This is a genomic window from Pseudomonas sp. E141 (assembly GCF_052659885.1).
Genome location: NZ_CP084024.1, coordinates 2,813,071 through 2,827,756, shown reverse-complemented (window position 1 = coordinate 2,827,756; position 14,686 = coordinate 2,813,071). Strand labels below are relative to the sequence as shown.

Genomic DNA, 14,686 nt, shown 5'->3' with positions numbered 1-14,686 from the left:
CCACAATGAATTACGCCAGCCTTTGAACAGGGGTCAAGGTGCCAACGGCAAGAACTTGCTCTGCGCCAACGGCCTGCCGATCTGCCCTCGATGCACATTCACCACCGCATAAGGGCTTTTCGCCTTGGCCAGCATCGAGTGATAGTGCTCCCGGCGTTGCTCCTTGGTTTTCAGATGCGCGACGCTGAAATCCGCTTTCGGCGTATCGGCCGCTTCGTAGTGAAAATGCGCATACCACAGCGGCCAACCGTCGCGGTCATTGATGGCGTATTCCTGAAGGAAATCCTTGCGCTCGCTTTTCAAGGCTTTGCGTTCGCCGAGCCGGGCAACTTGTATCAGATTCTTTTCGAACAGGTAGCGCAGGTTGCTGTCGGTGGGCGGCAATTTGAAACTCAGTTCGGTACGCAGGGCGCTGCCCCGGGTGGCCAGGCGGGAAGCTGCGTTTGACAGTTCATCGATCAATGCCTGATCCGCTGGTGTGCGCGGTTTTGTCGACGCGGTGATGGCCCTTTCAAGTTCTTCGCAGCGTTTGCGGTAGCGACTCGCCTCATTGTTCATGATCTCCTCGATTTCCTGAGGAAAGCGGCACTGGGTTTTATACCGCTCTGCGCTCAGTAAACTGTTTTCCAGTTGATCCAGCAGCTTGCGCGCTTCGCTCTTGATCGTTTTGATCGCTCTGGTGCGCGGTGGTGGCGGAACCGGTCGTTGTACTTCGACGATGTCCCAGACGTCATCGTGCTGTGAATACGTGGCGAGCAACTCGTCATCGACTTCGGAGCGTAACTCGACGACTTCAATCGGCAGGGAGGTGCCGGCGGGTTTCAGATCACCAATCAACACGCCGCCCTTACGGGTTTTGATCACCTTTTTTTGCGGACGCCCGCTCGCCGTTTTGGTGCGTTTTTGCGGACGCTTGCGCGGTTGCGGCGCGGGTTTTAGCTCGGCGGACAATGTCTTGGAGGCGTCGTCATAGAGCTGTTCGATCAGCTTGAACAGCCTGTCGAAATAGGATGGGTCAATGTCGCTGGCATTGAGTGCCTTGATGCCCTGCATGGCATCAAGGGAAGCACCATAGTTTTCGGTCAGACTTTCCAGCACTTCAAGCCGCTCCGAAGGGGGCAGGTCATATGTTCCCAGGTCAGAGTGGGAGCGCACCTGTTCCAGCAAGAACTTGATGAGGTTATGCAGACTGGCGGGAAGGTCGGAGTCGGGGTTTTTGACCAGCAGGGCCCCGAGTATGGGTAACTGCACGGCCTTGGTGGCCAGCGCCGTTCTTTCTTCCTCGGGACGGTCCTTGGTCAGCCGCTCAAATATCTGCGCGCCTTCGGCATCCAGGTTCAATAGCGCGTCCAGGTGTCGATCTTTGAGTTCCAACCAATAGATGGAACGATCGTTGATGACGCTCATTGCGTCGAGGTACGCAAAGTAGCCTGCGGGGTTGTCGGCGACAGCCTCCTTCAACGCCGGTCCGTTTTTTATGAATTGGATATTGGCGGCATCCAGGGCCAATAAATCCAACTCGACGACAAGAAAGGCTTTACGGGCATTGTTGACCACGTTTTCCATCAGGGCGCGAAGCATCTCCGGGGGCAATGTCATGTCAAGGCCGGCATATTCGGTTGCTTTGTTCAGCAGCCGCAGATAGTCGTCAGTCTGGTCCTGGAGCAATTCATAAAACTGCGTACGTTTTGCCGCACGTTGCTCCTCGGTAAAGGCGCCTTCCTGAGTTCTGCTCATGACTTCCTGGGCAACTTGCACGGCCTTTAGCTTATCGGCTTCCTGTGCATGATAATTCGCCAGCTCCCGGCTCAGTTCCATCCCCCGCTGGGCCCTGAGCTTGCGCAGTTCGGCCACCCGCTTTGGAGGCATGCCCCCGCGCAGACGCAGGCGTAGATCCATGGACCAATTGCCTTGGGTATCCGATTTCAACACCGGACCATTTTTTGCCGAGTCTCGTGGAGCCTGCGGGTCGACGATCACCGTATTGCCGTCCGGCTCCGGACTGATCCGATACAGTTGGTCTTCCACCAGTGCGTGCCATTTGTTCTGGATGACGTACAAGCCTGTATAGGGGCCATATTTGATCGGTTCAGGCAATGACGTGGGGCGTGGCACCTGTAGCCGCTGCAGGCGGGTGCGTTGTTCCGGCGTCAGGCGCTGGCGGGCGCTGGCGAAACTGAGGTCCAGGTGCCTGCTGGCGCCCTGCAAGTGTTCGCCGGGCAAGCCCACCGGCCCTTCGAGAATGCGGGGCGGCGCAGGCGCGGGCCATTGCTCAGGGATGGTGCGTGGCGCAGGAGGACGCATCGCCTGTTCCTTCAGTGCATCGGGCAACGGTGCATGGGACAAGGCGCTGATGGCGGGAAACTGGTGCACCAGCATGCCGAGGTTGAGCAGCAGATCGACAGCGGCCAGTTCCCGGGTTACCGGGTCTTCGCTGCTCAGGGCCGGGATATCCTGGCTGGCACTGGCCATCAGGCTCCACAGCCAGAAGGTGGCCATGACCGGGCCACGCAGCAAGGGCATCAGCAGCGTATTGAACAGCAGGCTGCCGCCCTTGAGGAGCAAGGCCCAGCGGCTCTCGCTGTTGGAGACTGAATCACGGTCGGCCTGGGAGATCAGGGCGCGGGCATTGCTGCCGTACAGATACTGCATCAGCTCGCCGTTGCGCAGGAACTGCCGCAGTTCATCGTTTGCACCGTCGATGGCCAGCGTCGCAGGGGCGGGCTTGGCGGGGAGGTTGAATTCATCGCCCTGGAAAAACCGCACGATGTGCGGCTCCTGGAAGCCGCCATTGGCATAGATCGGCCGTGCGGCATCAGTCATCCAGGTCAGGATGCTTTTTTGCAGGTCCCCTGGGGTGACGACGGCCTTCAGCAGTGCCTCGCGCGTCGGGAACTCTTGCAACGAGGGCGCGTAAAGTGGGCGATACAGCAGGTGCGGTCCGGTTTGGACATCCTCCGGCTCGATAATGAACATATTGTTCACGATGTCGGGGTGGGCCTCGGGTTTGCGCAGGAAGGCCAGGTGGCGGATGACCACCGACTGGCCGCTGACCTGTTGGCTATCTGCGTCGGGATTGAGGAGCGCTTCAACCAGGCCCAGTCCTTGGCGGGTCACACCGTTTTCGTTGTTGAGCATTTGCTGGAAGGCTTCAAGCGGCAACTGTGCCGCGATCTGTTCGGCAAACATCCGCTGGCGTTCCTGGGCTTGAGGTACATCGTCCAACAGCCGTTGTTGCAGGTAGCGGGGATAGGCCGAACCAATGTCGACCTGTTCGATCAGCCCGTTCTTGCGGGTAATGAAGTCCGGCGTCAGCCACCGGGGCAGCGTCAGGCCCAAGCGATGGCTGAGGATCAGGTTTGCACTCGGTCGGGCGATGAGGTTGTTGATGGCCAGCTCGGTCAGGCTCATCGTTCTTTTTTCGATGATCCCGCTAGTTCCGGGATAACCTGCGGCGACGGTGAAGGTCAGTTCTATATCATCAGGCTGGTATTGGATGGGTTGAGCCTTGTCCGGGTGGCTGTCGTTGGTTAGCCGCATCTGCTTGAGCAGGGCGTCGGCGGTAAAGGCCTTGATGTCTTCAATGTCGCTGAGAAAGGTGCGGCCCTGGTGGCGTTTTTTCGCGCTGGCCAATGTCAGGCTGTAGTGCTGGAATTTCGTTTGATCGACGATGGAAGCTTTTTTCAACCAGTCGGGCAACAGCGGCTCGATCCGTGCCGACGTTTCCGGCGTCAGACGCGGCGCGTCAAGCAGATAACGGGCAGGGTCGCTCAGCTCCTGGTAGAGCGTCGACAGGTCTTGCAGGCCAATCCGCGAGGGCAACTGCACTGCGTTCAGGTCGGCCAGTTGCTGCTCCAGCACCATAGCCGCCTGGGTGTCGAAGACATTGCCACTGATCTCGTTGCGTTGACAGGTGAGCGTGTCGACCACGTACCGGCTGGCGATCAGTGCGCCCCAATGGTGATTGAAGGCTTCCAGGGATGCAAACGACTGCACGGCGCCGCCAGGGCGGCATAGCAGGAAGGTGGTCGCGCCTTTTGTGGCGTGAGTCAGGAGGATTTCGTTGCCGATCAGCACGCTGCTGGAGCCGTCTCGGATGAGCTTGGTTTCCAGGCTGTAAGCGTAGACGGGGGATGGGTTGTTGCGGCGAAAGCGCTGCTCGCGCTCCGGCCAGCGGACGATCTGGTCCAGGGCTTCGCGCGCCTGGTCAGTGAGGCCGGGTTGTCGCAGCCTGCGGATAGACAGCGTGTTCTTCAGTGCATCGCTGAGCCAGCGCCAGCGGCTGAGGTTATTGCTTGTGTCGATTCCGGCGTTCCAATAGCGGGTCAGCGCATCCTCCAGCCCGATCGGTACGGTCCAAGGCAGTTCAAGCAGCAGTTTTTCGATGACCTTGATGTCCAGCTTCCCGTCGTCTGGTGAGAGCTCGCGGGGCGGTGCGTCGGAAAGAAAACAGCGACGCCCACCGCGCTCCGTGAAATCCACGGGCGTGCCGAGGGCCAGGTATTCGAGGACGCGGGGCATGAACGGTTGGAGCGTAAAGCCGCGAGAGGCTGGGTCCGGTGTGGCCAATCGGGTCTTGGACAGGTCGAAGGTCAGCGAGGGGTATTTTTCCTTGATGGCTTGCTCGAGCATGCGTTGCGCGATTTCTTCGAAGGTCGGGCGGCTGGCAAATAGCAGGCTGACCCTTTGCGCCAACGCGGGGAGCGTATTGGCCGGAGCGGGTGCGGTCATATGAAATCCTTTTCATAAATTCATGGCCGCCGGGAGTGACGACGAGGGAAGTATCGACATCCCGCTCCTGCGAGGGCGGTAAATAAATACCACCCTGGCGAATGCGGGTTATGCCTGGCCTCGTCGGGAGGGAAGATCAGGAAGGATCGGCGCCCAGCACCACATTCAGTGCGCTGCGGGCATCGTCAAGCTGCACCAGCGTGGCATGGCGGGCGCCGAGGGCGTCGCGGTTCTCGATGGCGGTGAGGATCGCCTTGTGGCGCGGCATCGCCAGTTCATGCAGGTTGGGCCGCTGGTTGGAGTGCTTGAGGGCTTCGGCGATGGCCACCGACAACATGTTGCACAGGTTGGCGAGCAGGTCGTTGTGGGTGGCATCGGCGATGCGGCTGTGGAAGTCCAGGTCCGGTTGCAGCACCGCCTCGGGGGTCGGTGCCGCCTCCATGCGCTGGTAGGCCTCACGGATGGCAGCGATGTCGGTATCGTTGGCGAACTGTGCGGCGAGGGCCGCGGCGGCCGGCTCGATGATGCTGCGCACGCTGGTCAGCAGATTGAAGAACTCATTCTGCGGGCTGCTTTGCATCAACCAGTGCAGCACATCGGGGTCGAGCATGTGCCATTCCCGACGCGCCTTGACCACCGTGCCAACCCGTGGCCGCGAATACACCAGACCCTTGGCTACCAGCACGCGCGTGGCCTCGCGCAACACCGGACGGCTGACGGCATACTCCTCGCACAACAAAGCTTCGGCGGGCAGTTTATCGTCGGGTTTGAACCGCCCGGAAACGATCTGCATGCCCAGTTCCTGGACGATGCGCGCGTGCATGCTTTTGCGGTCGGAGGGTTTACGGTAGTCCATGGGGGGTGGCGCGATCCTGTGCGAAGGGGATGCAGCGCATGATAGCAGGCGCGGCGAGGGCGGGTCGCTAGTGCGATTTTGATGTACACCCGAACCCATTGTGGGAGCGAGCCTGCTCGCGATAGAGGTGGGTCAGTCAACATAGATGCTGGCTGATCCGACGCTATCGCGAGCAGGCTCGCTCCCACAAAGGTTGAAGGGGTCAGTGGGAGTGACGCGGCACCTCGGCGCCGCGGCAACCGACCAGGAAGTCGAAGTCACAACCCTGGTCCGCTTGCAGCACATGGTCGATGTACAGCTGGCGGTAGCCGCCCACCAACAGGTTCTGCGCTGGCGGCAGGTCGGCCAGGCGGGCGGCCAGTTCGGCGTCGCAAATGTCCAGGTGCAGACGCCCGCTGGCGCAGTCCAGTTCGATCCAGTCACCTTCCTTCACGGCCGCCAGTGGTCCGCCGGCTGCGGCTTCCGGGGCCACATGCAGCACCACGGTGCCGTAGGCGGTGCCGCTCATGCGCGCATCGGAGATACGCACCATGTCGGTCACTCCCTGGGCCAGCAACTTGGCCGGCAAGCCCATGTTGCCCACTTCGGCCATGCCTGGATAACCCTTGGGCCCGCAGTTCTTCATCACCAGAATCGAGCTGGCATCGACATCCAGCTCCGGATCATTGATCCGCGCCTTGTACTCGTCGAAGTTCTCGAACACCACCGCGCGACCACGATGTTGCATCAGCTCGGGCGTGGCGGCGGAGGGTTTGAGTACCGCGCCCAGGGGCGCGAGGTTACCGCGCAGCACGCAGATACCGCCGTCGGCCCGGATCGGGTTGTCCAGGGTACGAATGACTTCGTCCTGGCCATAGATCGGTGCGTCCTTGGTGTTCTCGCCAAGGCTCTTGCCGTTGACGGTCAACGCGTCGGGGTTAGGGATCAGGTTGGCTTCGCCGAGACGGCGCAGCACGGCGGGCAAACCACCGGCGTAATAGAACTCCTCCATCAGGAAGCGCCCGGACGGCTGCAGGTCGACGATGGTCGGCATGCCTCGACCGATGCGGGTCCAGTCGTCCAGGTCCAGTTGCACGCCGATGCGTCCGGCAATGGCCTTGAGGTGGATCACCGCGTTGGTCGAGCCGCCGATGGCTGCGTTGACCCGGATGGCGTTCTCGAAAGCCTCCTTGGTCAGGATCTTCGACAGCTTCAAGTCTTCACGGACCATTTCCACCGCACGCATGCCGGACATGTGGGCCAGCACATAACGGCGCGCGTCCACCGCCGGAATCGCGGCGTTGTGCGGCAGGGACGTGCCGAGGGCTTCGGCCATGCAGGCCATGGTCGAGGCGGTGCCCATGGTGTTGCAGGTCCCGGCCGAGCGGGACATGCCGCCCTCGGCCGCAAGGAAATCATCGATCGTGATGGTGCCGGCCTTGACCTGTTCGCTCAACTGCCAGACCACTGTGCCCGACCCGATGTCCTGGCCCTTGTGCTTGCCGTTGAGCATCGGTCCGCCGGTAACGACAATGGCCGGCACGTCGCAACTGGCTGCCCCCATCAGCAAGGCTGGGGTGGTCTTGTCGCAACCGGTGAGCAGCACCACGCCGTCAATCGGATTGCCGCGAATGGCTTCCTCCACGTCCATGCTCGCCAGGTTGCGCGTCAGCATGGCGGTGGGGCGCAGGTTCGATTCGCCGTTGGAGAACACCGGAAACTCCACCGGGAAGCCCCCGGCCTCGATCACGCCGCGCTTGACGTGTTCGGCGATCTGCCGGAAGTGCGCGTTGCATGGCGTCAGCTCCGACCAGGTGTTGCAGATGCCGATGATTGGCTTGCCATGAAACTGATGGTCGGCGATGCCCTGATTTTTCATCCAACTGCGGTACATGAAGCCGTTTTTGTCGGCGGTGCCAAACCATTGGGCCGAGCGCAGGGAGGGTTTCTTATCAGACATGATCGATTCTCTTATTGTATGACTATATTGTTTTAGCTTGCGCCTAACATAAGCGCAATTTGCTCTGTTTGGAAGTGTTGTTGGGTAAATAGTATTACTATATAGTCCGATTCAACGGAGGGATTGTCCTGGCGCTCATTGGTCAGAGAAATCCCCCAAGGTTCTATAACAACAACAATCGGAGACCGGTCCCATGAGCCAGGAATTGCGGCTTATTCGCCGCATCACGCTGAAACTGATTCCTTTCCTGATCCTGCTATACCTGATCGCCTACGTGGACCGTTCCGCCGTGGGTTTCGCCAAGCTGCACATGGGCGCCGACATCGGCATCGGCGACGCCGCCTACGGCCTGGGCGCGGGGTTGTTTTTCATTGGCTACTTCCTGCTTGAGATCCCCAGCAACCTGATGCTGGAACGCTTCGGTGCCCGGCGCTGGTTCGCGCGGATCATGATCACCTGGGGCGCCATCACCATCGGCATGGCGTTTGTGCAAGGGCCTTACAGCTTCTATGTGATGCGCTTTCTGCTCGGCGCGGCGGAAGCCGGATTCTTCCCCGGCGTGCTGTACTACATCACCCAATGGTTCCCGGTCCGCCATCGCGGCAAGATCCTGGGCTTGTTCATTCTGTCTCAGCCCATCGCCATGATGATCACCGGCCCCGTCTCCGGCGGCTTGCTGGGCATGGACGGCATCCTGGGCCTGCACGGCTGGCAGTGGTTGTTCATTGTCATCGGCCTGCCGGCGGTCTTGCTGACCTGGCCGGTGCTGCGTTATCTGCCGGATGGTCCGCAACAGGTGAAGTGGATGGACCAGGCCGAAAAGGACTGGCTGACCGGTGAACTGAAAAAAGACCTTGAGGAATACGGCCAGACCCGGCACGGCAATCCGCTGCACGCCTTGAAGGACAAGCGTGTCCTGCTGCTGGCGCTGTTCTATCTGCCGGTGACCCTGAGCATCTACGGGCTGGGCCTGTGGCTGCCCACGTTGATCAAGCAATTTGGCGGCACCGACCTGGTGACCGGTTTCGTGTCCTCGGTGCCCTACATCTTCGGCATCATCGGTTTGCTGATCATTCCTCGCAGTTCCGACCGCTTGAACGATCGCTACGGTCATCTGGCCGTGCTCTATGTGCTGGGCGCCATCGGTCTGTTCCTCAGTGCCTGGCTGACGGTGCCGGTGTTGCAACTGGCGGCGCTGTGCCTGGTGGCGTTCGCGCTGTTTTCCTGCACCGCGGTGTTCTGGACCTTGCCGGGGCGTTTCTTTGCCGGCGCCAGTGCGGCGGCGGGTATCGCGCTGATCAACTCGGTGGGCAACCTGGGTGGCTACATCGGGCCGTTCGTGATCGGTGCGCTGAAGGAATACACCGGCAACCTGGCGTCGGGGCTGTACTTCCTGTCCTGCGTGATGGTGTTCGGCCTGGTGTTGACCGGCGTGGTGTATCGCCTGCTGGAGCGCAAGCATGTGCTGCCGGCGGAGCAGTTCGCGGCCAGCGCCCGGGGGGCGACGCGGACCTGAGGTGATTGAAATCCCCTGTGGGAGCGAGCTTGCTCGCGATTGCGATCTGTCAGTCGCATCAATGTTGCTGACCCAACGCTATCGCGAGCAGGCTCGCTCCCACAGGGATCAGCGTGTTATTCAAGCTTTGTTTGCAGGGAGAAAAATATGCGTTTAGTTCAGTTCGAATTGAATAACGGCGAACGCCGCGTCGGCGTGGTCGATGGCGAGCAAGTGCGCGAAGTGCAGGGCGCCCGGACCGTGCGCGACCTGGCTCTGGCGGCCATTGAGGCGGGTGTGAAGCTTGAGCAGCAGGTCAACAGCCTGGGCCTGGGAACCGCCCATGACTACCCGCAGTTACTCAGCGAACTGCGCATTCTGCCCCCGCTGGACCACCCGGACCCGGCGCACCTGCTGGTCAGCGGCACCGGCCTGACCCATCTGGGCAGTGCTTCGGCCCGGGACAAGATGCATCAGCAGGCCGGCGACGAAACAGCCATGACCGACACCATGCGCATCTTCAAGTGGGGCGTGGAGGGCGGTAAGCCTGAGAGCGGACAGGCCGGTGTGCAACCGGAGTGGTTCTACAAGGGCGACGGCAGCATCGTGGTCCGTCCGGGCCATCCGTTCCCGCTGCCGCCGTTTGCCGAAGATGCCGGCGAAGAGCCGGAAATCAGCGGACTGTATGTCATCGGCCACGACGCTAAGCCATACAGACTGGGCTTTGCGGTGGGTAACGAGTTTTCCGATCATGTGATGGAGCGCAAGAATTACCTGTACCTGGCCCATTCGAAATTGCGCAGCTGCAGCTTTGGCCCGGAACTTCGCCTGGGTGAACTGCCTCAACATCTTTCCGGGACCAGTCGTATCCTGCGCAATGGCCAGGTGCTGTGGCAGAACGAGTTTCTCAGTGGCGAGGCGAACATGTGTCACAGCCTCGAAAACCTTGAGTTCCACCATTTCAAGTACAGTCAGTTTCTGCGTCCGGGTGACGTGCACGTGCATTTTTTCGGCACCGCGACCCTGTCGTTCGCCGACGGCATCCGCACGCAACCGGGGGATGTGTTCGAAATCAGCCAGACCGAATTCGGCGCACCGCTGGTCAACGGCATTGCCCCGGTGGACGCGGTGTTCAACCCGGGTACTATCGGCACACTTTAAAGGAGACTTTCGATGAACCAGATCCTTGGCCACAACTACATTGGTGGCGCGCGCAGCGCGGCCGGCCAGACACGCTTGCAGAGCCTTGACGCCAGCAGCGGCGAAGCCTTGCCCCATGAGTTCGTCCAGGCGACGGCCGAAGAAGTTGACGCTGCCGCCAAGGCTGCGGCTGCCGCTTATCCGGCCTACCGCAGCTTGAGCGCAGTGCGCCGGGCCGAGTTCCTCGAAGCCATTGCCGATGAGCTGGATGGCTTGGGCGATGAGTTCGTGGCCGTGGTCTGCCGGGAAACCGCCTTGCCGGCGGCGCGGATCCAGGGTGAGCGCGGTCGCACCAGCGGCCAGATGCGTCTGTTCGCCAAGGTTCTGCGTCGCGGCGATTTCTACGGCGCGCGCATCGACCGGGCCTTACCGGAACGCACGCCGTTGCCGCGTCCGGACTTGCGTCAGTACCGCATCGGCCTGGGGCCGGTTGCGGTGTTTGGCGCCAGTAACTTTCCTCTGGCATTTTCTACAGCGGGTGGCGACACCGCGTCGGCCCTGGCCGCGGGTTGCCCGGTGGTGTTCAAGGCCCACAGCGGCCACATGGCAACGGCCGAATGGGTGGCTGATGCGATTATCCGCGCGGCTGAAAAAACCTCGATGCCCGCCGGCGTATTCAACATGATCTACGGCGGTGGTGTTGGCGAATGGCTGGTCAAGCATCCGGCGATCCAGGCGGTAGGCTTCACCGGTTCCCTCAAGGGCGGCCGCGCCCTGTGCGACATGGCCGCCGCGCGGCCCCAGCCGATCCCGGTATTCGCCGAGATGTCGAGCATCAACCCGGTGATCGTGTTGCCGCAAGCGTTGGAAAAGCGTGCCGACAGCGTCGCCCGCGATTTGACCGCCTCGGTGGTACAGGGCTGTGGTCAGTTCTGCACCAATCCCGGCCTGGTGATCGGCATCCGCTCGCCGCAATTCAGCGCCTTCACCCAACAAGTGGCCGCGCTGATCGGCGATCAGGCCCCGCAAACCATGCTCAACGCCGGCACGCTGCAAAGCTACGGCAAGGGCCTGCAGAAGTTGTTGGCTCACCCGGGCATCGAACATCTGGCCGGACGTGCGCAACAGGGCAACCAGGCCCAGCCGCAGTTGTTCAAGGCTGACGCCAGCTTGTTGATCAACGGTGACGAGGCGCTGCAAGAAGAGGTGTTCGGCCCGACCACGGTGTTTGTCGAAGTGGCGGACCCAGCCGAGCTCACTGCCGCGCTGAACGGCCTGCACGGTCAGTTGACTGCAACCATGATCGGGGAGCCAGCGGATTTCGAGCAGTTCAGAGAATTGACTCCGTTGCTGGAGCAAAAAGTCGGTCGCATCCTGCTCAACGGTTATCCAACCGGCGTCGAGGTCTGCGACTCGATGGTCCATGGCGGGCCTTACCCGGCGACTTCCGATGCCCGTGGGACTTCGGTGGGTACGCTGGCGATCGATCGTTTCCTGCGCCCGGTGTGCTTCCAGAACTACCCCGACAGCCTGTTGCCCGAGCCTTTGAAAAACGCCAATCCGTTGGGCATCCAGCGGTTGGTCGATGGGGTGCCGGGGCGCGAGGCGCTCTGATCGCAGTCAGGCAGTTGCATTGAGGTTCAATGGGCTGCCGCTATCGCGAGCAGGCTCGCTCCCACAGTGGATGGGTGGTGAATACAAGATGTGTGTTCGCCGCAAATCCAATTGTCGGGGCGAGCCTGCTCGCGATGCGAGCTGGCAGTTGACCGTGCTTTCGAACCTTTTGGCCCAAGGCCCACTCCCACATTGGGTTATCATGAGCACTTTCCCAACGACCGACTGATTGCCATGACTGCCTTGACCGACACCCTGCTGCACGCCCTCGAAACCTGCGACATGCTGATCATCGACGGGCTGCACGCATTCGATTTTTCCCTCGACGAACAAGACCAGTTGCACGTCGAGTGCATGAACGGTCGCACTCTCGAGCATTGGCGCTTCACGCCTGCGCAGATGGAGGCCGCGACGTTCGACGTGGTCAAGAAACACTGGATCATCACCAGCGATTCGGGCGACCACCACTTGGAGTGCGTGGAAGCGACCAGCGGCCACGACGATGAGGAAGACACACATGAGGATGCGTAGTTTCTGGCCCTTGTTGATGGCCGGTAGCGTGGGTGCCATGGGCGTCCAGGCAGAGACCGATGAGCGCCATCAACTGTTGGTGGGTTCCTATACCGCCGGCCAGAGCCAGGGCATCTACCGCCTGCAATTCGACAGCCGCAACGGCCAGCTCGATGCCCAGCCGTTGCAAGTGATCAAGACCGACAACCCATCGTGGCTGACCCTTTCCAAGGACATGAGCCGGCTGTTCGTGGTGAATGAAAACGGGCCGGGGCAAAAAGACCCGGTGGGCAAGGTCAGCAGCTACGCCATTGATCCGAAGACCCATGAGCTGAGCCTGATCAGTCAGGTGCAGTCATTGGGCAACGAACCGACTCATTCGAGCCTCAGCGGCGATGGTCGACATTTGCTGGTCAGCAACTACTCGGTGGTGGAAGACCCGGGTGGCACCCTGGCGGTGTTGCCGGTAGGAGCCGACGGTAAGCTGTCGCCGGTGGTGCAACTGAGCAGCCATCAACCGAGTCGGATCAATCCCGAGCGGCAGATGTCCGCCCATGTGCACTCGGCCGTGTCTTCGCCCGATGGCAAGTATGTGTTCGCCAGCGACCTGGGGGCGGACAAGGTGTTCATCTACCGCTACGACCCCAAGGCCAACCCCGAACTGCCACTGACCGCCGCCGATCAGGCCTTCGTGCAGTTGCCGCCCGGCAGCGGCCCGCGTCATCTGCTGTTCAGCGCCGACGGCAAGCATGCGTGGCTGACCATGGAAATGACCGCCCAGGTGGCGGTGTTCGATTATCAGGACGGGCGTTTGACCCAGCGGCAACTGGTCGACCTGGCAGCGGGCAAACCACAGCCCGGTAGGGCGGCGGCAGCGCTGCATGCCTCCAAGGATGGCAAGTTCCTGTACGTCAGCAATCGTGGCACCACCAACGAAGTGCTGGTGTTCGCCATCGACCCGACTGCCGGCACGCTGACAGAGCTTCAGCGCCGCTCTGTGGAGGGGGATCATCCGCGGGAATTCAGCCTCGATCCGAGCGGGAAATTCCTGCTGATCGCCAATCAGAAGAGCAACCAGATCGTGGTTCTCGAGCGTGACCCCAAGACCGGCCTGCTGGGTAAAACCGTGCAAAAGCTGGCGATGGATGCGCCGAGCGACTTGAAGTTCATGCTCCCTCAGTAAAGCGCAGGCCCCGATTTTCGGGGCCTGCGTCGCTGTATCAACAAGACTGATATTCGCTAGTGTTGCAAAGCATTTCAAAGCGAGACGCCTCGGCGCGTAAGTTTGCTTCACGGCCCAACCGGGCAGGCAAGCCAACTCATCCGAGGACTATCGACATGAATCTGAATCTCTTCTCCGTGATCGCTGCTTCCGCTATCTCCGCCACCGTAGCGCTGCCAGCCAGTGCCAACATTGAAATCAGCGACAAGAAAAATCGCACCCAGAGCTATACCGAAAAATACCTGCAACAGAGCGCCAACTTCTACGCCGCCCTGGACCACAAGACCCAACACTGAACCGCGCTGAAGACTGAAGCCTGCGATCTTTTCATCTTTGAAAAAGAGAAAAAATCGCAGGCTTTGCCTGCTCCTACGAAAAACCCGCTGTAATATCACATGGCCATGTGTTTAAATTTGACGCTAGTAAATTGACTCCTTCTCCAACAAGAGATCGACACTATGGCGATGCGTCTGGCAATGATGCTGCTGTTCCTCTATTCCACCCCCATTGTTTCGGCTGCCCAGCCGACCCCCGGCGAGCCGGACGCTGCTCGTGAGCGATTATTGAGCCTGCTTAGGGACTGATCTGTTTGGATTAGTAATCAATAAAACTGATAGACACTATGCGTATTGTTCGCTATTAAAATCGGTTTAGTTGATTGATTCTGTGGGCACTGAAACATGCCCACGGAGAACCCCATGGCCAGCACAATCCTATCTTCTGCCAGACACGGCGCGTACATCGCTATCGGCCTTTACGTGGCGATGGTGTTGGTGGTCAGCCTCGGTGCCCAATACCAAGGCTCTGTCGAAACCTCTCTCCAGGCCGCCCGGCCTTCTGTTCATTATGGTTCCCCGGTTGCCCGCGCGGCGCTCGAGCATGGCGCCGCAAAAGGGGCGGTCGGCGCATGAACAGAAGCAAGTTTTGGGTGATCGCATTCCTGGCGTTCATCACCAATGGTTTTTCATTGCTGGGTCTGGGGCAAGCCTCGGCGGGATCTCTGGCGCGGACCATCGAGTGCAACCACAACATCGCGCACAACATTCTGACTGCCAAGGCTCTGGGGGCGTTGGTGGGGAATCCGCCGGTCAAGCCCAGGGTTGCCGTCTTCGGGCCTTTTCAGATCGATTGTGCTGTGGTACGCATGTGCAGCGTGGCTGCCTGAAGCCAGTCACAAAA

12 protein-coding genes are annotated in these 14,686 nt (G+C 60.6%); 9 read left to right on the top strand and 3 right to left on the bottom strand.

Translation table 11 applies throughout. The features are described 5' to 3' along the window. Positions 1–33 precede the first annotated feature (33 nt). The 3 genes from GKKCFE_RS12590 to GKKCFE_RS12580 all read right to left on the bottom strand — a co-directional run bounded on the left by GKKCFE_RS12590 (position 34) and on the right by GKKCFE_RS12580 (position 7,526). Positions 34–4,731 carry a dermonecrotic toxin domain-containing protein gene (locus tag GKKCFE_RS12590; protein WP_445577929.1) on the bottom strand — a complete coding sequence of 1,566 codons (4,698 nt, stop codon included), beginning with the start codon at positions 4,729–4,731 and terminating at the stop codon, positions 34–36. Between the two features lie 136 nt (positions 4,732–4,867). Next, complete coding sequence (locus tag GKKCFE_RS12585) at positions 4,868–5,587, bottom strand: FadR/GntR family transcriptional regulator (RefSeq protein ID WP_047225782.1); 720 nt, start codon at positions 5,585–5,587, stop codon at positions 4,868–4,870. Positions 5,588–5,789: 202 nt separating this feature from the next. Next, a complete protein-coding gene (locus tag GKKCFE_RS12580) occupies positions 5,790–7,526 on the bottom strand; it encodes an IlvD/Edd family dehydratase (RefSeq protein WP_047225783.1) in 1,737 nt (578 codons plus the stop codon). Between the two features lie 193 nt (positions 7,527–7,719). On the opposite strand from GKKCFE_RS12580, the gene GKKCFE_RS12575 reads away from it, so the two are divergent. The 9 genes from GKKCFE_RS12575 (at position 7,720) to GKKCFE_RS12535 (ending at position 14,672) form a co-directional block, all read left to right on the top strand. Continuing rightward, positions 7,720–9,042, top strand: a complete 1,323-nt coding sequence (locus GKKCFE_RS12575) for an MFS transporter (protein ID WP_107322362.1) — start codon at positions 7,720–7,722, stop codon at positions 9,040–9,042. Positions 9,043–9,189: 147 nt separating this feature from the next. Beyond that, a complete protein-coding gene (araD1, locus tag GKKCFE_RS12570) occupies positions 9,190–10,182 on the top strand; it encodes an AraD1 family protein (protein ID WP_274090116.1) in 993 nt (330 codons plus the stop codon). A gap of 12 nt (positions 10,183–10,194) precedes the next feature. Beyond that, complete coding sequence (locus tag GKKCFE_RS12565; RefSeq protein ID WP_305465974.1) at positions 10,195–11,775, top strand: aldehyde dehydrogenase (NADP(+)); 1,581 nt, start codon at positions 10,195–10,197, stop codon at positions 11,773–11,775. Between the two features lie 234 nt (positions 11,776–12,009). Continuing rightward, a complete protein-coding gene (locus tag GKKCFE_RS12560; protein WP_173406906.1) occupies positions 12,010–12,306 on the top strand; it encodes a DUF5629 family protein in 297 nt (98 codons plus the stop codon). Then, on the top strand, positions 12,293–13,468 hold the full coding sequence (locus tag GKKCFE_RS12555; RefSeq protein WP_445577928.1) for a lactonase family protein: 1,176 nt from the start codon (positions 12,293–12,295) through the stop codon (positions 13,466–13,468). Before GKKCFE_RS12560 ends, GKKCFE_RS12555 begins: the two co-directional genes overlap by 14 nt. Positions 13,469–13,623: 155 nt before the next feature. Then, positions 13,624–13,803, top strand: a complete 180-nt coding sequence (locus tag GKKCFE_RS12550; RefSeq protein WP_047225788.1) for a hypothetical protein — start codon at positions 13,624–13,626, stop codon at positions 13,801–13,803. Between the two features lie 162 nt (positions 13,804–13,965). After that, a complete protein-coding gene (locus GKKCFE_RS12545; RefSeq protein WP_256676792.1) occupies positions 13,966–14,091 on the top strand; it encodes a hypothetical protein in 126 nt (41 codons plus the stop codon). 114 nt (positions 14,092–14,205) lie between these two features. Further along, positions 14,206–14,418 (top strand): hypothetical protein, encoded by a 213-nt coding sequence (locus tag GKKCFE_RS12540; protein ID WP_417692179.1) that lies wholly within the window; start codon positions 14,206–14,208, stop codon positions 14,416–14,418. Then, positions 14,415–14,672 (top strand): hypothetical protein, encoded by a 258-nt coding sequence (locus GKKCFE_RS12535; RefSeq protein WP_092398528.1) that lies wholly within the window; start codon positions 14,415–14,417, stop codon positions 14,670–14,672. The genes GKKCFE_RS12540 and GKKCFE_RS12535 overlap by 4 nt, the downstream gene beginning before the upstream one ends. Positions 14,673–14,686 lie beyond the last annotated feature (14 nt).

Coding starts and splice junctions, on each gene's coding strand:
- GKKCFE_RS12590 (WP_445577929.1), bottom strand. CDS start 4,731: ATGACCGCACCCGCTCCGGCCAATACGCTCCCCGCGTTGGCGCAAAGG.
- GKKCFE_RS12585 (WP_047225782.1), bottom strand. CDS start 5,587: ATGGACTACCGTAAACCCTCCGACCGCAAAAGCATGCACGCGCGCATC.
- GKKCFE_RS12580 (WP_047225783.1), bottom strand. CDS start 7,526: ATGTCTGATAAGAAACCCTCCCTGCGCTCGGCCCAATGGTTTGGCACC.
- GKKCFE_RS12575 (WP_107322362.1), top strand. CDS start 7,720: ATGAGCCAGGAATTGCGGCTTATTCGCCGCATCACGCTGAAACTGATT.
- araD1 (WP_274090116.1), top strand. CDS start 9,190: ATGCGTTTAGTTCAGTTCGAATTGAATAACGGCGAACGCCGCGTCGGC.
- GKKCFE_RS12565 (WP_305465974.1), top strand. CDS start 10,195: ATGAACCAGATCCTTGGCCACAACTACATTGGTGGCGCGCGCAGCGCG.
- GKKCFE_RS12560 (WP_173406906.1), top strand. CDS start 12,010: ATGACTGCCTTGACCGACACCCTGCTGCACGCCCTCGAAACCTGCGAC.
- GKKCFE_RS12555 (WP_445577928.1), top strand. CDS start 12,293: ATGAGGATGCGTAGTTTCTGGCCCTTGTTGATGGCCGGTAGCGTGGGT.
- GKKCFE_RS12550 (WP_047225788.1), top strand. CDS start 13,624: ATGAATCTGAATCTCTTCTCCGTGATCGCTGCTTCCGCTATCTCCGCC.
- GKKCFE_RS12545 (WP_256676792.1), top strand. CDS start 13,966: ATGGCGATGCGTCTGGCAATGATGCTGCTGTTCCTCTATTCCACCCCC.
- GKKCFE_RS12540 (WP_417692179.1), top strand. CDS start 14,206: ATGGCCAGCACAATCCTATCTTCTGCCAGACACGGCGCGTACATCGCT.
- GKKCFE_RS12535 (WP_092398528.1), top strand. CDS start 14,415: ATGAACAGAAGCAAGTTTTGGGTGATCGCATTCCTGGCGTTCATCACC.